The following is an 18,743-nucleotide window of genomic DNA, read 5'->3' as shown; positions in this document are numbered from 1 at the left end:
ACCGATTTACCCGGAGCCCCCATGATTATCCCGGAACTACTGGCACCTGCCGGCACCCCTGAGCATCTCGAGACCGCATTTGCCTATGGCGCTGACGCCGTCTATGCCGGCCAGCCACGCTATTCGCTGAGGGTGCGCAATAACAGCTTTAAAGACGCCAGCGCACTGGGCGCCGGCATCCAGAGAGCTCATGCTCTGGGAAAACAGTTCTATCTGGTTTCGAATATAGCGCCGCACAACGACAAAGTGCGTTCCTACCTGCGGGATCTGGAGCCCGTGCTTGAGTACAAACCGGACGCGCTGATCATGTCAGACCCGGGCCTGATCATGCTGGTGCGAGAAAAGTGGCCCGATCAGCCTATCCACCTGTCGGTGCAGGCCAACGCTGTAAACTGGGCAACCGTTGAGTTCTGGCGACGCCAGGGAATCAGCCGGGTAATTTTGTCGCGCGAACTCGCGCTGGGCGAAATCCGCGACATCCGCGAGCGGGTACCGCAAATGGAGCTGGAGGTTTTTGTTCACGGCGCATTGTGCATGGCCTACTCCGGGCGCTGCCTGCTTTCTGGCTATATGAACCACAGGGACGCCAATCAGGGCGCCTGCACCAACGCCTGCCGCTGGAATTACAAGCCGGTACAACACGGTCACGACCAGACCAACGATCTCATCGCTACCTCCGCCGATGCGGTACAGTCATTCGAACCCAAAGAAATCCTGCTGGAAGAACCCAACCGCCCGGGTAGCTTTATTCCCGCTTATGAGGATGAGCACGGCACTTACATCATGAACTCACGGGATCTTCGGGCAGTACAACATGTCGCCGAGCTCACCGCCATGGGCGTGCACTCTCTGAAAATAGAGGGGCGCACGAAAAGCACCTATTACGTGGCACGCACTACCCAGGTGTATCGCCGAGCCATCGACGAGGCCGCAAAGGGCAAGCCTTTCGACATGAGCCTGATGAACGAGCTCGAAGCACTATCCAATCGTGGCTATACCGAAGGCTTCCTGCGCCGGCATATGCCCCAGGAATACCAGACCTACGAACAGGGTTCCTCCTATCTCGGAACCCAACAAGTGGTGGGCACCATCACCAATGACGACGGCCAGTGGCTGACCATCAACGTAAAAAACAAGTTTGCTCCAGGCGACCAGCTGGAGCTTGTTACACCATCGGGCAACCTGCTGTTCTCCGTACCTGTCATGGAGAACATTAACGGCGCAGCCATGGACTGCGCTCCCGGCAGTGGCCACGTTATTCGCATTCCCCGACCACCTCAAACTCCCATCACGCTGGAGCACAGCTACCTCACTCGCATACTACCTCCCCAGGCCTGATGTTCATCTGAACCACGCGGGCTCCGTATAAACTCATACCCGGGTCATTACGCCCGTCAGACTTAGCCTCTGGCGGGTGTATTACGATATACTTGGTTCTGCCGAAATTTAATACCTGACTAATTTAGTCTGGTATTGTACAATCACGAGCCAGAAGCAATAGAACAGCCCCGCAACCCTTCCTGGTTGCAGGCAAACCAAAGGGCCCAAAAGCCCGCGAGAGAGAATACGGAGCGACGATCATGGCGACCACCGACCAAGAGGTGAACGAGCTGATCAAACGGGAATACGAGCACGGTTTCGTGACAGAAATCGAAGTCGATACGTTCGAGCCCGGTTTGAATGAAGACGTTGTCACCCGCCTTTCTGAAATCAAGAAAGAGCCGGAATTCATGCTGGAATGGCGCCTCAAAGCCTATCGTCGCTGGCTCGAAATGGAAGAACCGGATTGGGCGCATGTGGGTTACCCGAAGATCGACTACAACGCGATCTCATATTACTCGGCACCCAAGCGTAAAGAAGACATGCCCCAGAGCCTCGATGATGTCGATCCCGAGCTCCTTAAAACATACGAAAAACTGGGCATCCCCCTGCACGAGCGCGCAAAGCTTGCAGGCGTAGCTGTGGATGCGGTTTTCGATTCCGTCTCTGTGGCCACTACCTTCAAGGAGCCACTGGCAAAAGCGGGCGTTATATTCTGCTCGATTTCAGAGGCCATGCGCGATCACCCAGAACTGGTCAAAAAGTACCTGGGCACGGTTGTTCCGCACACCGACAACTATTTTGCCGGCCTTAACTCTGCGGTTTTTTCAGACGGAACCTTTGTATACGTTCCCAAGGGCGTTCGCTGCCCCATGGAGTTGTCGACTTACTTCCGCATCAACGCTGCCAATACCGGTCAGTTTGAGCGCACCCTGATCATTGCTGACGAAGGCAGCTATGTAAGCTATCTCGAAGGCTGCACCGCTCCCATGCGCGACGAAAACCAGTTGCACGCAGCCGTGGTCGAGCTGGTTGCTCTGGACGATGCACAGATCAAGTACTCCACCGTTCAGAACTGGTATCCCGGCGACGAAAACGGCAAGGGTGGCATCTATAACTTCGTTACCAAGCGCGCAGCGTGTATCGGGAAGAACTCCAAGGTTTCCTGGACCCAGGTAGAAACAGGTTCAGCTGTTACCTGGAAATACCCGAGCTGCATTCTTCGTGGTGACAACAGTGTCGGTGAGTTCTACTCAGTCGCACTCACCCACAACCATCAGCAGGCTGACACCGGCACCAAGATGATCCACCTGGGCAAAAACACGTCCAGCACCATCATCTCCAAGGGTATTTCAGCTGGCAAAAGCTCCAATGCCTATCGCGGCCTGGTCAAGTTCGGCCCTCGAGCCGAGGGTGCGCGTAACTTCACCCAGTGTGACTCGCTGCTGATTGGCGACCGCTGCGGGGCGCATACCTTCCCGTATATTGAGAGCCTGAACAAATCGGCAATCGTGGAGCACGAAGCGACCACATCCAAGGTCAGCGACGAGCAGATGTTTTTGTGCCGCCAGCGCGGTATCGACCCCGAACGTGCGGTCTCCATGATTGTTAACGGTTTCTGCAAGGAGGTTTTCAAGGAGCTTCCGATGGAGTTTGCGGTAGAGGCCGGCAAGCTTCTGGAAGTGAGCCTGGAAGGGTCTGTCGGCTAAGCCGGCAAGAACCCGACATATCCTGCAAGCAAACCGAATTCAGACAGTTTAAACAGTTTAAACAGAGAGAAGCCTACAAATGCTGAGCATCAAAAACCTGCACGCATCCGTTGAGGGAAAAGAAATCCTCAAGGGCATTAACCTCGAGATAAAAGCCGGGGAAGTACATGCCATCATGGGCCCGAACGGGTCAGGCAAAAGTACGCTTTCCCAGGTGCTCGCAGGCAACGACGCATTTGAAGTTACCTCAGGTGAAGTCACACTGAATGGCGAAAACCTGCTTGAAAAAGAAACCGAAGAGCGGGCACGTGAAGGCGTATTTCTGGCGTTTCAATACCCGGTAGAGATTCCGGGTGTCAGTAACCTGCAGTTCATGCGTACTGCCGTTAACGCCATGCGTCACCACAAAGGTGAACCGGAAATGAATGCCGCCGAATTCATGAAGCTGGCAAGAGAGGTTTCGAAACAGGTAGATCTCGACCCTGCATTCCTGAAACGTGGCGTCAACGAAGGCTTCTCCGGCGGCGAGAAAAAGCGCAACGAAATCATGCAGGCTCTGTTGTTGCAGCCGAAACTGGCCATTCTGGACGAAACCGACTCCGGTCTGGATATCGACGCACTCAAGGTGGTGTCTGACGGGGTTAACGCTTTGCGCGCCCAGGACCGCGCCATTCTGATGGTTACTCACTATCAGCGTCTGCTTGACCACATCGTACCGGATTACGTGCACGTTCTGGCCGATGGCAAGATCGTAAAATCCGGTGGCCGCGAACTGGCTCTGGAGCTGGAAGAGCGCGGTTATGGCTGGCTTGGCATCAAGGAAGACGCAACTGAAGCCAGCTCAGCCAACTAAGGAGTCCGCGGAATGAAACCAGCACCAACTCTTCTTCCCACCGCGTTCCTGCATCCGGCCGGCCAGGCGCTGCCAGAGCCCTTGCTCGCACTGCGCAAGCAGCGCGGAGCCGCTCTGGTCGACATGCCTCTGCCAACGCGTAAAACGGAAAACTGGAAATATTCCAGCAAGCACCTGAAGCTGACCGACGAGATGGCGATATCACTGCCAATTGACGGTAAAGCCGGCAGTGCTTTGGCAGTTCCAGGCTACAAGGTGGTTTTCATCAACGGCGTGATGATACCGGAAGCCAGCGAATACCCGGATCTGAACAACATTCTTATCCAGCGCTTCGGCGACCTTTCTGATGCCGAGGCCAGCGAACTGGCCGGGCAGCTGGACAGCACCCTCGACAAAAATACCGTACAGCTGGCAGGCCTGAACTCGGCTCGTTTTGAAGATGGCCTGATCATCAGGCTCAAGGCGGGTGCAGTTCTTGATCAGCCGCTGTTTATTATTCACGAGATCACGGCTGGTGCCAGCGGGTCCGCTTTTCCCCGTATTTTTGTGGATGCGGGCACCAACAGCCAGATCACACTGGTTGAAGAATATATTTCCAGCGGGCAGGACGCGGTCATGGTTAACACCGTAACCGAATTCAATCTTGCCGAGGGCGCAAACGTAACCAGCATACGCCTATGCATGGATGGCGAGAACGTACAACACGTTGGAGCCACCGGTGTCCGGCAGCAGCGCAGCTCGCGCTTCGAAAGTCACTGCGTGGGCTTCGGCGGCCCACTTCGCCGCCACGACCTGCAAGTATCACTGGAAGGCGAAGGCGCCGAGTGTAAACTTAATGGCGTGGTCGTGACTCAAGGCACGCAGCATTACGACAACCACACGAATATTGAACATGTGGCGGCTCACTGTGATAGCGAAGAAACCTATCGCAACATCGCCACGGACAAGTCTCACGCAGTATTCAATGGCAGGATTCATATTCATCAGGACGCTCAGAAGTCCAATGCGAATATGAATAATAACAACCTGCTGCTCTCGACCGGCGCGGAAATTGACACCAAGCCTGAGCTTGAAATCTATGCCGACGATGTCAAATGCGCCCATGGCGCAACCATCGGCCAGCTCGACGAGGAATCGCTCTTTTATCTGGTATCACGGGGCATTGGTCGCCGCGAAGCCAACGTATTGCTGACGATGGCCTTCATTAACGAGCTGGTAGCCCAGATCCCGCTGGAAGTTGTGAGAGATACCGTACAAGTCCGCCTGAACCACTTCTTCGACCAGTCATTCCAGGGGATCTGACCAGTATGAACGATCTGTCCATGGCAAACACAGCTACCCGCAAGGCGTTTGACGTACAAGCCATTCGCGAGGATTTCCCTATCCTGTCGCAACAGGTCAACGGGAAACCGCTGGTGTATCTGGATAACGGTGCGTCGGCGCAAAAGCCATCCGCCGTTCTGGATGCCATGGATCGCTATTACCGGGAAATGCACTCCAACGTACACCGGGGGGCCCACACCCTGGGCGACCGCGCAACCACGGCGTTTGAGGGTGCCAGGGAGACTGTCCGCAGCTTTCTCAATGCAAGCAGCACCCGGGAAATCATCTGGACCAAAGGCACCACCGAGGCCATTAACCTGGTGGCGAATGGCCTGGCACCACGCCTCAAAGCCGGTGACGAGATTCTGGTGAGCCACATGGAGCACCATGCCAACATCGTGCCCTGGCAGATGGTCGCCGAGCGTACCGGTGCCAAGGTGATACCGGTTCAGATCACGCCGGAGGGCGAACTGGATGCGGAGTCATTCAGCAGCCTGTTGAGCGACCGCACCCGTGTGCTCGCCATCACCCACGTATCCAATGTTCTGGGCACAATTAACCCGGTCGCAGACATGGTTAAGCAGGCCAGGGCCCGCGGCATCATAACCCTGCTTGACGGTGCGCAGGCGGTTCCCCACTTCCAGCCGGATGTGCAGGCACTGGATTGCGATTTCTACGTGTTCTCATCACACAAACTGTTTGGCCCAACGGGCATTGGCGTACTCTATGGCAAAGCCGCGTTGCTGGAAGCAATGCCCCCCTACCAGGGCGGTGGCGAGATGATCGAACGGGTATCGTTCGAGCGCACCACCTGGAACGTTCTGCCCTACAAATTTGAGGCAGGCACGCCTGCAATCGCCGAGGCCGTTGGCCTGGGTGCAGCTATTGAATACCTGAGCGGTTTCGACAGAGGCGCGATGGAGGCGGCTGAAAATGCCTTACTGGAACGCGCCAACCAACTGATTGAAACCGTTCCAGGCATGACCGTTATCGGCACCGCAAAGAACAAAGTGCCTGTAATGTCCTTTAAAATTGAAGGCTTGCACCCAAGTGACATAGGTACATTGCTGGATCAGCAGGGCATCGCGATCCGCACCGGCCATCACTGCGCCATGCCACTGATGGATTTCTACGGAGTTCCCGGTACAGCCCGGGCCTCCTTCGCGTTCTACAATACACTGGACGAGGTGGATCAACTATTTGCCGCCTTGAAGAAAGTCCAGCGCCTGTTTGCCTGATGGAGGAGACACCATGACAGCTGAAGTCTTCACACCGACCGTTGGCGTTACCATGACGCCCAGTGCCGTCATGCACGTGCGCAAGCAACTCGACAAAGCATCGAGTGCCAAAGGTATCCGGTTAGCAATCAAAAAAAGCGGGTGCTCTGGCTTCAAATACGAAACCCAGTGGGTTGATGAAGCCTCACCCGACGACAAAGTGTTTCACATTGATGGCGTTGATGTATTTGTGAAAGAGGAACACCTGCCCATGGTTAACGGTATCGAGATCGACTTCGTTACCCAGGGCGTGAACTCCATGTTCCAGTTCCGCAACCCAAACGCCACCGCAGAGTGCGGGTGCGGTGAGAGCTTTACCGTAAGCTGATTCCACCTCCCTCGCTGGTCCAAAAGAGGTTTAACCAGGCATGCAAGAACGTGAAGTCGTACTGACCAAACGCGAGGTGGAAGCCCGCCTTGTCCCGACCGGAACGGAAATAATGATTCCGGTAGACAGCTTTGTGACCATCACTCAGTCACTCGGCGGTACCTTTACCGTTGCAGTCAATGGCAACCTCGCCCGCATTGAAGGCCACAATGCCGACGCGCTCGGCAAGAAGCCGCTGGAAAGCAGTTTCGAAACACCGGCAGACGGGACCATCAATGAGAACCAGGTATGGGAAGCTATACGCAACTGCTATGACCCGGAGATTCCGGTCAATGTGGTAGATCTCGGGCTGATTTACGAATGCCGGATCGAAAACGGCACACCCGAAGGCAATCACGTTTTCATTCTGATGACCCTCACGGCTGCAGGCTGCGGCATGGGGCCAGTCATTACTGAAGATGTGAAAACCAAGGTAGAGCACGTGCCCAATGTGGATAAGGTAACCGTAGAGCTGACCTTTGATCCGCCCTGGAACAACGATATGCTTACCGACGAAGCCAAACTCGAACTGGGAATGTTGTAAATGGCAGCGACAGAACAGGATTTTCTGGACAACCCTCTCGGAAAAAACCCGACGCTTGAAGACGTGCTTGACGGCTTCGAGTTTCTCGACGACTGGGAGGATCGATACGCCTTTATTATTGATCTTGGTAAACAGCTACCGGCGTTTCCAGACGAGGCCCGGATCGAAGAGAGCTATGTCCACGGCTGCCAGAGCCAGGTGTGGCTGATCTCCCATTATGACGAAGCCAGCGACAAGCTCTACCTGCTAATCGACTCCGATGCAATGATCGTGCGCGGCCTTGCAGCAATGATTCTGGTCGCACTGAACGGCAAATCTCCGAGAGATCTGCTGGCAACCGATATCGACGAGCTGTTTGAGCGCCTGGATCTGTTTCGCCATATTTCTCCGACTCGCGGCAACGGCTTGCGGGCCATGGTGGGGAAAATTCGCGATATTGCTGCGACAGCAGAAACACGCTAATCAACTCAGGGGGCTTTCTAAAAAGCTCCTGTGAACTACCAGATAATAGCGATATCGTCCCGCTGAATATTTACCTGCCCGCCAACCTGTGGCATGCGACCGTTACTGAAGTCCGGATGAACGTTATTGAGTGTCACATTGATCTGACTATCACTCAGTTCTGGCGTACCACCCAAAGAATCGAAATAGCGGGCGCTGCGATAGAGATGCAGCTCATCTCCTGGTCGCAAACCTGCTGTAGCACCTGAATCCAGTGTGACCAGCTGACCATCGACCCTTGTAACCCGGGCCATAAAAGGCTGACACGCAAGAGCATCGGTGACTACCTGGGCCATATCTCCGACAACACCGGCAACCGCCTCACCATACTGTGTCTTACGAAACCCTTCGGAACCAAAGCCTGAAGAACTGCCGGGGCCGGCATTCCAGTCGGCCGCAGTTTCAAAACGCTGCTGATAGATCGGTGAACCGCTGAAACCATCCAGAACCACCACATCTACCGCGAAACGCCGCCGCATATCTGCCGCACCGATGCTCCTTTGCATCCTGTCCAGAACGGAGGAACCCCAGGCCGCAGGGTCTGCGACGCCTATATCCCGGATAACCCCGGTCACAACGAACTGAACACCCATCTCGCGGGCAAGCTGAATAACATTGGTAAGCCGGTTGTCGTTTTTCTGAATTGTGGGTGCATTCAGCAGATCAGGAAAAAGACGAGACGTGGTGGCAGAAAACACCTGGAGATTGCCCGACTCTCGCAAACCTTGCTGAAGGTGCTGCGGCAGGATTTCGCCGGCATCGTCAATGCGCCCTACCCGGGCCTGATCCGGATACAGAATCGGAAACCCGGTGACCGCCACCCGTTTTTTCAGCCGGCCGCTCTCGCCGCCCCCACAACTGGCGCTTCCTGCAGAAATATCTGCACGCACTGTTACTCGCAGCAGATTGCCGCTGCGATGCTCATCAATAACTTTTACGTTCCTCGCCCGCGCACTGGAAGCCAGACGCATGCTGGATTCGGTCAACACACCATTTTCCATAGTGTCACTGGTGCTGACCTGAGCCTCATACTGCAGAGCAAGATCACGCATGGCTGCGTTACGGGCTTCGGCACGGGCAGAGGCGAGATCGTCGTTATAGATACTGGCGTGCCCCACGCCCTCCAGAACAACCGCCTGAGCGCTGGCGGCCATCATAAGTGGCGCCAGTGCACACAAAAACAACAACCGCACAAACTGCGTTATGAACCAGCGCATTGTTCCCTACCCGTATTTTCGTTCAATTTTCCATGCATCAGAGTCAGCCGGCCGGAATCAATCAAGGTAGTACAGAGAGTCGACACTTCTGCTCTGAACATCGCCAACATTATCGTTGTAGCCAGGCATGGGTATCGGGCAAAGATCCTTAACCTGGTCATCCGCCACCTTGGACACACAGGCACGGAAGCGCGGCTCCAGCCTTAACTCCATGACCGTCTCGACAACACCATCGCTGTGTTCATTGACCGCCACCATTTTGGCGCCGCGAATGTAGCTGTCTACGTAGGTGCGGAAGGCGTCATTACGCAGAACAAAATCGTTCACCGTAGCGCTGCCGTAAATTACCGTGCCATACACCCGCTCCGCCAGATTCCGGTAGGCATCCATCTGGGAGGCTCTGCGAGCCATCAGACGCTTACGGGTATTCAGGCGATCTGCACTGACATCTTCGTAGGTACCAAAGCCGCTGACCCGCACAGTGATGGGTTCGAACTGTGCGTCAGATTGCGCTTTGTTTTTGTCGCCGTCCCGGTAGCCGCCAACGGGTGCACAGGCCGCCAGCGTAAAGGCCAGAAAAGGGATTAATATCCAGCGAATGACCATGTTCTTGTCTCCAGAGATCGTTTCAGCTAACCATTTTCAATATCCATGAAAGATTCGCGCCAGTTTTTCTAACACACTGATTGGGCGTACTTTCCATGAAATAAAAGCAAGCCCGCGCGAGAAAACGGCAAAATTCTGCCTCTGTTTACATATCGAAAACAAACCGTTACCCCTGGTGTCATGTATGGGTATGCATATTGTTTTAACCTTTCATCAACTTAATCATTCAGATAATGCATATCTTTTCACAAGGTAACCGAATGCCACAGTATCGCTTGTCCAGACTGTTTATTGCCCTGGGCCTTTCAATTGGCACCACAGCTGCTCTTGCCAGCCCCCAGGCGTTTATGTCCTCGCGCTCGTTTGCCATGGGCGGAACAGGCGTAGCCGTTGCGAATCCATCATCGGCCACCTCTTCAAACCCGGCCATGATGGCGGCGGACCACCACACCTGGTCAGACGAATTCGGCCTGACCCTGCCGTCCATCAACGCAAGGGTTGCGGATGAGGAAGAAACGATTGATCAGGTTGATGACATTCAAGACACCATTGACGACCTTGAGACCGCCATCAACTCCTCGAATACAGCCGGTGCACAACAATTAGCCGGCCAGCTGCGCGAGCAATTCGAAGGTTTTGACAAGGACACAGTGCGCGCCGATATCGGTCTGGGCCTTGCTCTAGCCGTTCCGGGAAAAAAGCTGTCCGTCGGCCTGTTCAGTAACGGCAATCTGACCGCTACGATCAGGGGTGAGTATGACGAAAGTGACGACGCCAAACTTGAGGCTATTGAAAACGGAATTTTGATCCCCGGTGCTACCGACGATCTGCAGTCGCGCGGCAGAGCTCTAGCATCCGCAGTCATTGAAGCAGGTGTCAGCTTTGGCCATGCGCTGGAGCTGAGTAACGGCGAAACCCTGCAACTGGGCATATCACCCAAATATGTCGAGCTGAGAACCTTTCAATACACGGAAACCGTTTCCGGTTTCGAAGATGATGAGTTCGACAATGACCAATATCAGACCAGCAAGAGCGGCTTCAACCTCGACATAGGTGCGGCCTATGCTTTTGGGGATGCGAAACAGTGGAATGCCGGTATCGCCATTAAAAACCTGATTCCCATGGAGCTGGATTCCGCGGCAATCCGCCCGGAGCTCGGCGAGCAGGTGAGAACACTTGAGCTCAACCCGATGGCAACACTGGGCATCGCTCACAAAAGTACCTACCACGTTGTTACAGCTGAAGTTGACCTGACAAAAAAAGAAGCCTTCGGCTTTGAAGATGATACCCAGTGGCTTGCTCTTGGTGCAGAATTCGATGCCTGGCGTTATGCCCAGCTTCGCGCCGGCGTCCGACACAACCTGGCCAGCAACGATGATAACGACGGCATTGCGGAAGAAACACAGTTTACCGTAGGCCTGGGTCTGAATCTGATGGGTGTGCGTTTTGATCTCGGCGCCCTGTACAGCAGCGCCGAGGTTGGCGCTGCTTTAGAGCTGGGCACCTCGTTTTGAGCCTGTTCTGAATCACCTGGTTTGCCTGATCCGCCCGGGAAAAGGATAATTCCCGGAAACCTCTTCGAAAGGAATCTGACCCTTCATGCAAGCCTACCTGGTTGGCGGCGCCGTACGCGATGAATTACTGGGCCTGGAAGTCAAAGACCGGGACTGGGTTGTGGTCGGCGCGACCCCAAAGCAAATGCTTGCCCAGGGCTTTACTCAGGTCGGGTCCGACTTCCCCGTATTCCTGCACCCCAAAACGCGGGAGGAATACGCCCTCGCCCGCACCGAGCGAAAACAGGGGCATGGCTACCACGGTTTCAGTGTTTACAGCGCACCAGATGTCACTCTGGAGGAAGATCTGCTGCGCCGTGACCTGACCATCAATGCCATGGCGCGCTCGGAACAGGGCGAGCTCACCGATCCGTTTGGAGGCAGAGCAGATCTGGAAGCGAGGGAACTGCGCCACGTATCCGAAGCGTTCAAAGAAGACCCGCTACGCATTATTAGAACCGCCCGCTTTGCGGCGCGCTTCCAACCCCTTGGTTTTACCGTGTGTGCAGAGACCATGGCGCTGATGCGCACTATGGTTGCCGCCGGCGAAGTAGAGCACCTCGTGCCCGAGCGGGTGTGGCAGGAAATTCAACGAGCCCTGCACGAACAATCTCCGGTTACATTTTTTCAGGTGATGCGGGACTGTGGCGCACTTGCTGTGCTGATTCCCGAACTGTCTTCCGAAGACAATTTCAGCGCTGCCCTTGAAACCCTGCAATGCGTTCATTCCGCAGAAGGTTCAACGGCAGAGCGTTTTGCAGCGCTGCTTTGCGCTCTGGATGAGCGTGATTGCACTTCGAGGGCGAAGGCACTGAAAGCCCCCAATGATTGCCAGCAACTTGCCCGGCTGGCAGCAGCTTTTCTGCCGGAAATCGGAAAGCTGGATCTGGCTCAGCCGGATGCCGGCCACTTGCTTGAATTACTTGAAAACGCGGACCTTTGGCGTCGACCGGAGCGATTTTCCAGCCTGCTCAGTGTCCTGGGGTGTGCTCTTGGGGCTGGCAGCCAGAAACGGCTGGAACCGCTTGAAAGCGCCGCCGACTCCGCCCAAGGCGTTGACCCAAAAACGCTCATGGAAAAAGGTTTTTCCGGCAAAGAGTTGGGCGAAGCAATCCGGTCGGAGCGACTGGCACGTATAGCTCAAGCAGTCTCCAGCCCAACTTCTTGAGGAACAACCATGCCCACACCTGCTCCCGTTGCTCTTATTACCGGCTCCGCTCATCGCCTTGGCGCCCGCACAGCCCAGCTTCTTCATGACCGCGGCTGGAACCTGGTTATCCACTACAGGAGTCGCAAAGAACAGGCCGACAGGCTTACCGAGACGATGAATAAGCAGCGCGAGAATTCCGCGGTTGCAGTAGGGGCTGATCTGAGCGAAATGGCAGACATCACTCGGCTGGGCTCTGAAGCGACTGCTCACTGGGGCCGGCTGGATGCGTTGGTGAACAACGCATCGGTGTTTTACCCGAACCCGACGTCCGAGGCGACCAGTGACGACTGGGACCGTATCATGCACACCAACCTCAAAGCGCCTTTCTTTCTCCTGCAGGCTTGCTTACCGGCACTGGAAGAAAGTTCGGGCAATGTTGTGAACCTGATTGATATCTACAGCGAAAAGCCACTACCGGAGCACCCGCTATATTGCGCCAGCAAAGCTGGCCTCGCTGCCCTCACCCGATCCTGGGCCAAAGATCTGGCGCCCCGGGTAAGAGTAAATGGTGTTTCTCCGGGGGCAATTCTATGGCCGGATGGCGAAGCTGCAGTTGATGCCGAATACCAAAACAAAATTCTGGACAAAACCCCCATGAAGCGCACCGGAACAGCGGATGACATAGCCCGAACCGTGGTATTTCTGATAACCGAAGCGCCATTCATTACCGGACAAATCATTTCAGTGGATGGCGGACGAAGCCTAAATATGTAGCCAGAGCACAGCCTTAGGCTCTCGTAACTAGACCCCATGCTCATCATTTTGGCCGCACAGACCATTCCGGCGTACAATAGCGCTCATCTTCTGATTCGGTGAGCGCAGGTATTATCTTTCTGCGCCCATACAGTACAACCATCTAACCGGAGAAAGACCATGCGTGATGTCGTTATTGTTGCCGCCCGACGTACGGCTATCGGAACATTTGGTGGGGGCCTTTCCAGCCTTCGCGCGGATCAACTTGGTACTGCAGTCATCAAGGCTCTGCTGGAAGAAACCGGTGTAGCCGGTGACCAGATCAATGAAGTAATACTCGGCCAGGTTCTTACCGCAGGCTCAGGCCAGAACCCGGCCCGTCAGTCGTCCATCAACGCCGGCATACCCGCTACCGTGCCCGCAATGACCATCAACAAAGTCTGCGGCTCCGGCCTGAAAGCGGTACATATGGCCGCCCAAGCCATTCGTTGCGGCGATGCCGACATCATCATAGCCGGTGGCCAGGAAAGCATGAGCCAGGCGCCACACGTTCTGCCCAACAGCCGGAATGGTCAGCGCATGGGGAACTGGACCATGATCGACACCATGATCACCGACGGCCTGTGGGATGCTTTTAACGACTACCATATGGGTATCACAGCCGAAAACATTGTTGAGAAGTACGGCATTAGCCGCGAAGAGCAAGACGCGTTCGCTGCAGCATCCCAGCAAAAAGCTGTAGACGCTCGCGAGTCCGGCCGTTTTGATGGCGAGGTTGTCCCGGTTTCCATTCCCCAGCGTAAAGGCGACCCGATTGTCGTCAGCAAGGACGAAGGCCCCCGCGACGGCGTAACCAGCGAAGGTCTCGGAAAGCTGCGGCCGGCTTTCAAGAAAGACGGTACAGTGACCGCTGGCAACGCCTCGTCCCTCAACGATGGCGCAGCTGCCGTCATGGTATGCAGTGCGGAGAAAGCCAAAGAACTTGGCCTGACACCTCTGGCCACCATCAAGGCCCACTCCAGTGCTGGCGTTGACCCCACTATTATGGGCACCGGCCCGATTCCAGCCAGCCAGCGTTGCCTCAAACTGGCGGATTGGGGTGTTGACGATCTGGACCTGGTAGAAGCCAACGAGGCCTTTGCTGCCCAGGCCATTTCTGTCAATCGTGACATGGGCTGGGATACCAGTAAGGTAAACGTTAACGGTGGCGCCATTGCCCTTGGCCATCCAATTGGCGCTTCTGGCTGCCGTGTTCTGGTTTCACTGCTGCATGAAATGGTGCGTCGCGATGCACGGAAAGGTCTCGCTACCCTGTGCATAGGTGGCGGCATGGGCGTTGCGCTGGCTGTTGAGCGCTAAATCTAAATGCTGAATGTGGTGCTGTACGAGCCGGAAATACCGCCGAACACGGGTAATATAATCCGGCTGTGCGCCAACACCGGCTGCCGGCTGCATCTGATTGAACCTCTGGGGTTTACTCTGGAGGACAAACAGATGCGGCGCGCCGGCCTGGACTACAGCGAATACGCCACGATAAAAGTGCACAAGAGTTATCAGGCGTTTCTCGACAGTGAACAACCGGTACGCCTGTTTGGCCTCACCACCAAAGGTCATCACTACTACCATCAGGTAGCCTATCAAGAGGGCGATTATCTGATGTTCGGCCCCGAAACCCGAGGCCTGCCGATGGAAGTACGTGAGAAACTACCCACAGAGCACTGCCTGAAAGTTCCCATGTGCCCCGAAAGCCGCAGTTTGAACCTGTCCAACACAGCCGCACTGGTGGTTTACGAGGCCTGGCGACAGCTCGGGTTTATCGGCTCCCACCTCGAAAACGGCTGCGAATAAGCCGATTTGTGCGCGTCATCCTGAGGGATCACCAATGGATAGCCCTCGTCCAACTCCAGGATTCTCGCGGACAGACCATAAACGTCTGCCAGCACAGCTTTAGTAAGCACCTCTGACGGACTCCCGACCATGTAACCTTGCCCCTGGTGCAGCAACATCAGTCGATCTGCAAACCTGGCCGCAAGATTAAGGTCATGGGCAACCGCCAAGACCGCAAACCCTCGTTGGCGCGCCAACCGCCGGAGTAAAGAAAACACCTGCTGTTGATGGGCCGGATCCAGGGCCGAGGTGCATTCATCCAGTAACAGCAACACTGGCCCTTCTGCATCCCATATTTGCGCCAATACGCGGGCTAGCTGAACCCGTTGTTGTTCACCGCCGGATAAGCCCGGCGCAAGACGGTGGCGCAAGTGGTTTATATCCAGTAGCTCCATCAATTCCAAAAGCACTGGCATACTTTGTGATATCGACTCGGGCGGGCGACCAAGGCGCACGACCTCCTCTACAGTCAGAGGAAAGTTCACTTCAACCCTTTGGGGCATAACAGCTCTCTGCCTCGCCAGATCGCGGCTCGACCAGCTTGCCAAAGGCCGCCCGGCAAACATTACCTGCCCCCTGGCCACCTTGTGCTCGCCTGCCAACCCCCGAAGCAGTGTGGATTTTCCCGCACCATTAGGGCCAAGCACCACAAGCAGCTCACCCGCATCCAATTGAAAGACAAGGTCGCGGACGACCGGCTTTCCAGAGAGATGAACACCCAGTCCGTCAACGTGCAAAAGCATCAGGCTATCCTCGTTCTCAATAGCAATATCAGGAAAAACGGGCCGCCTATTAACGCCATCATTAATCCTATAGGCAGCTCAGCCGGTGCCACCACGACCCTTGCCAGACAATCAGCCCCCACTAGTAAGGTTCCACCGGCAAGCGCACTGGCCGGCAATACAATCCTGTGTCCTGCGCCCAGGGTTTGCCGCACAAGGTGAGGTACAACCAGCCCGACAAAGCCAATCAGACCACTGACCGCCACCGCAGCACCCACGCCGAGCCCGGCAATCAACACAGCCGCACGCTTGGTCCAATCGGTGTTGTAGCCAAGGTGGCCGACCACCTGCTCACCTAAAAGAAAAGCATCCAGCGGTCGTGCCAGAAAAGGCGCTGCACACAGCGAAAGCAGGAGCCAGGGTGCAGCCATGGCAACATCATCCCAGGACGCATGCCCCAAACTCCCCATGGTCCAGAATGTCAGCGAACGTAGCTCTTCATCAGAGGAATAGAACGTCAACAACCCGGTACCTGCGCCAGCAATGGCATTGATAGCAATGCCCGCCAACAACAAGGTGGCCACTGATGTTTGCCCCGCCCTCCGGGCAATGCGCCAGGCCAGAAAGACAGTGCCACTACCACCAATAAATGCTGAAATGGGAAGCGCCCATACGCCAGCAAGTTCCAACCAACCTCCCAACCAGGTGCCGCCAAGTACAATTACCGCAATGGCTGCCAGAGAGGCTCCCGCTGAAACACCAATAAGTCCTGGATCCGCCAGTGGATTGCGAAATAAACCCTGCAGGATCGCGCCCGAAACAGCGAGGACGGCGCCTACCAGAAAACCAAGAACCAGGCGAGGGAGGCGCACATCCAAAAGCACCATGCTGGCAATCTCGTCCTCAAGATCACCCGTCAGTACCGCCAGGATATCGGCTACAGAAAGCGGGTAGGCTCCGCTGCTGACTGAAACCACAGAGACCGCAAAAGCGGCCCCCAGGATCATCAGCAAAGCCGGCCCTTTCGCCATGCGCCCAGCGCCATCAATGACCATTTTGGGCAACTTGCCTCGCTTGCGCCAATACTCCCGCAACCTCTTCCATGGCTTGCGGTAGCCGTGGCCCAAAGCCCAGCAACAACATGCTGTCCCCCACGTAATGCTGGCCCTGCTTCCAGGCTTCCAGTGCTGACAGTTGCGGCCAGTCGGCAATATCAAACTGACCGGGTCGAGACTCGGCGATAACGATAGCGTCGGGTTCGGATGCCAGCAGTGCCTCACGGTTGGCGGGCTTATAACCGCTTACCTCGTCCATGGCATTGCTAGCCCCAAGGGCTTCAAGAAGCGCGTCAGCGGCAGTATCACGGCCAGCAATCATGACGCCATGATTCCCGGCAGCCATCAGAAACAGCACTCGCACTGACGAGGCTCCCCCCGTCGCGGCAATGCGTTCAACTCTGTGCTGCATGTCAGCAACCATAGCTTCAGCCGGCGCGCCCTTGCCAAGAATGCGACCAACCTCCCGAATACGCGCCATGGTATCCGCCGGGGACCGGGCTACGGGCAACTGAATGACCTCCACTCCAGCCTGTTTCAACCGCTCCAGGGTTTTATCTGGCGCAGCTTCTACAGTTGTCAGAAGCACGTCCGGCCGCAACGCCAGCACGCCTTCAAAAGGCAAAGCGCGCAAGTAACCCACCCTGGGCAGCGATTGAACTTCCGTAGGGTAGTTACTGGTAGTATCCACCCCCACCAGACTATCCTGTGCGCCCAAGGCGTAAACCGTTTCGGTTATGCTGCCATCGGCACTGACGATCCGGGGCTGTTCTGCTCGCGCCAGCATCGAAAACGACAAACAAGCGACACACAGGGCCCCCAGCAGACTCACTCGCATAGTGCACTCTCCAGAGTCGCCACTTCACGCTGCCAGTCTGTAGACTCCGGCTGCCCTGGCTTACGTTTGCCAAACAAGGTGATCACTATGTCACCTTGTGCGTTATAACCCTCCAGAGATGTTACCGTGCCATCTGCCGACGGCCGACGCACAACGAACCAGTCGCGAATACCGTATGTATTGGCGTGCAGATTGAACCCTTTGTCCAGCACGTTCATCCATGGGCCAGTGCGCTTCAGGTTGCCCACCGTGCCGGTGAATATCTGGACAATTCCCGGGTTACCCACAAACACCATAATCGGGCAATGGCTGGACTTAACCTGCTCCAGTATTGCGTCCAACGGCGAATGGGTTTCCAGTGTGGTGGCTTTCAGACGAGTAACCCACTCCTTACCAACAACCTCAACGGCCGTAAGGCGATCTACGTTGTTGCGCTTGAGCATGGCATGAAAGTGGTGAACATCTTTAAGTCCGGACCAGTCATTGCGTAAGGCAGCAACATCGACGGCCTCGGCATCAGCCCGCGGCTCACGAACGGGCGCAGCCAACAATTCTGGAAACGGCCGCTCCTTATCCAGGTAATTTCCCAGAAGACGGTCCCAGGCATCCCTGTTTGTCGTACTCGTTTTATAGATCTTGTGCAGGGCTTGCCCGTGGTCACTGAAAAACTGCAGACTTTCCCTGGTGATGCTTCCAACGGATTCCGTTACCAGATAGCCGTAGGCCCACTGGTTAAGAAACACCCGTATATCGATGTCACCCACCGCCAGCCCCATGGTCCCTTTCCCAGCGACGGTGAATTTCCTGAAACTAGCAGTGACTTCATGGACCACCTGGTCGTTGCGGGTAAGAATCATCACATCGCCCACATCATCCATTGCCGACAAGAGTCCGCCAAACACTGGCTTCAAGGGCTGAACGCCGTCTTCTCGACAGAGCAGTAGTTCCAGTTCACTGACACCAAGGGCTTCAGCTGCATTGCGAATACGCAGTTTTGGCTGTTCCTCACGCAGGCGCTGCCAACGCTGGGCAAGAGACATTTCAGGTTGAGTCGCGAGTGCTTCCATC

Annotated in this window: 19 protein-coding genes; 13 read left to right on the top strand and 6 right to left on the bottom strand. The window is 55.7% G+C overall.

What is annotated here, in order from left to right:
* The first annotated feature begins 21 nt into the window (after nt 1-21).
* The 8 genes from yegQ to Q4606_RS03005 all read left to right on the top strand — a co-directional run bounded on the left by yegQ (nt 22) and on the right by Q4606_RS03005 (nt 7,855).
* On the top strand, nt 22-1,338 hold the full coding sequence (yegQ, locus tag Q4606_RS03040) for a tRNA 5-hydroxyuridine modification protein YegQ (RefSeq protein WP_303606616.1): 1,317 nt from the start codon (nt 22-24) through the stop codon (nt 1,336-1,338).
* A gap of 242 nt (nt 1,339-1,580) precedes the next feature.
* Nucleotides 1,581-3,029 (top strand): Fe-S cluster assembly protein SufB, encoded by a 1,449-nt coding sequence (sufB, locus tag Q4606_RS03035; RefSeq protein ID WP_303606615.1) that lies wholly within the window; start codon nt 1,581-1,583, stop codon nt 3,027-3,029.
* 79 nt (nt 3,030-3,108) lie between these two features.
* Entirely contained in the window at nt 3,109-3,882 is a 774-nt protein-coding gene (gene sufC, locus Q4606_RS03030; protein ID WP_303596660.1) for a Fe-S cluster assembly ATPase SufC, read from the top strand.
* Between the two features lie 12 nt (nt 3,883-3,894).
* A complete protein-coding gene (gene sufD, locus Q4606_RS03025) occupies nt 3,895-5,184 on the top strand; it encodes a Fe-S cluster assembly protein SufD (RefSeq protein ID WP_303606614.1) in 1,290 nt (429 codons plus the stop codon).
* A 5-nt stretch (nt 5,185-5,189) separates the two neighbouring features.
* Nucleotides 5,190-6,443 carry an aminotransferase class V-fold PLP-dependent enzyme gene (locus Q4606_RS03020; RefSeq protein ID WP_303596662.1) on the top strand — a complete coding sequence of 418 codons (1,254 nt, stop codon included), beginning with the start codon at nt 5,190-5,192 and terminating at the stop codon, nt 6,441-6,443.
* 13 nt (nt 6,444-6,456) lie between these two features.
* Nucleotides 6,457-6,810 carry an iron-sulfur cluster assembly accessory protein gene (locus Q4606_RS03015; RefSeq protein ID WP_303606613.1) on the top strand — a complete coding sequence of 118 codons (354 nt, stop codon included), beginning with the start codon at nt 6,457-6,459 and terminating at the stop codon, nt 6,808-6,810.
* A 40-nt stretch (nt 6,811-6,850) separates the two neighbouring features.
* Complete coding sequence (gene sufT / locus Q4606_RS03010; protein ID WP_303596664.1) at nt 6,851-7,393, top strand: putative Fe-S cluster assembly protein SufT; 543 nt, start codon at nt 6,851-6,853, stop codon at nt 7,391-7,393.
* Nucleotides 7,394-7,855: a SufE family protein gene (locus Q4606_RS03005; RefSeq protein WP_303606612.1), complete on the top strand. Its 462-nt coding sequence runs from the start codon at nt 7,394-7,396 to the stop codon at nt 7,853-7,855.
* A gap of 35 nt (nt 7,856-7,890) precedes the next feature.
* On the opposite strand, the gene Q4606_RS03000 is transcribed toward Q4606_RS03005, so the two are convergent.
* Nucleotides 7,891-9,111: a flagellar assembly protein T N-terminal domain-containing protein gene (locus Q4606_RS03000; protein ID WP_303606611.1), complete on the bottom strand. Its 1,221-nt coding sequence runs from the start codon at nt 9,109-9,111 to the stop codon at nt 7,891-7,893.
* Between the two features lie 57 nt (nt 9,112-9,168).
* Complete coding sequence (locus Q4606_RS02995; protein ID WP_303596667.1) at nt 9,169-9,717, bottom strand: LPP20 family lipoprotein; 549 nt, start codon at nt 9,715-9,717, stop codon at nt 9,169-9,171.
* Between the two features lie 260 nt (nt 9,718-9,977).
* Here Q4606_RS02995 and Q4606_RS02990 point away from each other — a divergent pair, with 260 nt between their 5' ends.
* The 5 genes from Q4606_RS02990 (at nt 9,978) to trmL (ending at nt 15,021) form a co-directional block, all read left to right on the top strand.
* Complete coding sequence (locus Q4606_RS02990; RefSeq protein WP_303606610.1) at nt 9,978-11,231, top strand: conjugal transfer protein TraF; 1,254 nt, start codon at nt 9,978-9,980, stop codon at nt 11,229-11,231.
* A gap of 85 nt (nt 11,232-11,316) precedes the next feature.
* A complete protein-coding gene (locus Q4606_RS02985) occupies nt 11,317-12,438 on the top strand; it encodes a multifunctional CCA tRNA nucleotidyl transferase/2'3'-cyclic phosphodiesterase/2'nucleotidase/phosphatase (protein ID WP_303606609.1) in 1,122 nt (373 codons plus the stop codon).
* Between the two features lie 9 nt (nt 12,439-12,447).
* Nucleotides 12,448-13,194 carry a pteridine reductase gene (locus tag Q4606_RS02980; protein WP_303606608.1) on the top strand — a complete coding sequence of 249 codons (747 nt, stop codon included), beginning with the start codon at nt 12,448-12,450 and terminating at the stop codon, nt 13,192-13,194.
* Between the two features lie 159 nt (nt 13,195-13,353).
* A complete protein-coding gene (locus Q4606_RS02975) occupies nt 13,354-14,532 on the top strand; it encodes an acetyl-CoA C-acetyltransferase (RefSeq protein WP_303596671.1) in 1,179 nt (392 codons plus the stop codon).
* A 6-nt stretch (nt 14,533-14,538) separates the two neighbouring features.
* Nucleotides 14,539-15,021: a tRNA (uridine(34)/cytosine(34)/5-carboxymethylaminomethyluridine(34)-2'-O)-methyltransferase TrmL gene (trmL, locus tag Q4606_RS02970; protein ID WP_303596672.1), complete on the top strand. Its 483-nt coding sequence runs from the start codon at nt 14,539-14,541 to the stop codon at nt 15,019-15,021.
* Here the strand turns inward: trmL and Q4606_RS02965 are convergent.
* The 4 genes from Q4606_RS02965 to Q4606_RS02950 are packed head-to-tail and all read right to left on the bottom strand — an operon-like array spanning nt 14,961 to nt 18,742.
* The gene (locus Q4606_RS02965) at nt 14,961-15,803 is read right to left on the bottom strand and encodes a heme ABC transporter ATP-binding protein (protein ID WP_303596673.1); all 843 of its coding nucleotides are present in this window, start codon (nt 15,801-15,803) and stop codon (nt 14,961-14,963) included. The two genes, trmL and Q4606_RS02965, sit on opposite strands and share 61 nt — an antisense overlap.
* Nucleotides 15,803-16,837: an iron ABC transporter permease gene (locus tag Q4606_RS02960; RefSeq protein WP_303606999.1), complete on the bottom strand. Its 1,035-nt coding sequence runs from the start codon at nt 16,835-16,837 to the stop codon at nt 15,803-15,805. Before Q4606_RS02960 ends, Q4606_RS02965 begins: the two co-directional genes overlap by 1 nt.
* The gene (locus Q4606_RS02955; protein WP_303606607.1) at nt 16,827-17,675 is read right to left on the bottom strand and encodes a hemin ABC transporter substrate-binding protein; all 849 of its coding nucleotides are present in this window, start codon (nt 17,673-17,675) and stop codon (nt 16,827-16,829) included. Before Q4606_RS02955 ends, Q4606_RS02960 begins: the two co-directional genes overlap by 11 nt.
* The gene (locus Q4606_RS02950; protein WP_303606606.1) at nt 17,666-18,742 is read right to left on the bottom strand and encodes a hemin-degrading factor; all 1,077 of its coding nucleotides are present in this window, start codon (nt 18,740-18,742) and stop codon (nt 17,666-17,668) included. Before Q4606_RS02950 ends, Q4606_RS02955 begins: the two co-directional genes overlap by 10 nt.
* Nucleotide 18,743: the final 1 nt, after the last annotated feature.

The organism is Marinobacter sp. 1_MG-2023 (assembly GCF_030549045.1).
In the GTDB taxonomy this organism is placed as follows: Bacteria; Pseudomonadota; Gammaproteobacteria; order Pseudomonadales; family Oleiphilaceae; genus Marinobacter.
This window is presented reverse-complemented; position numbering and strand designations above follow the sequence as displayed.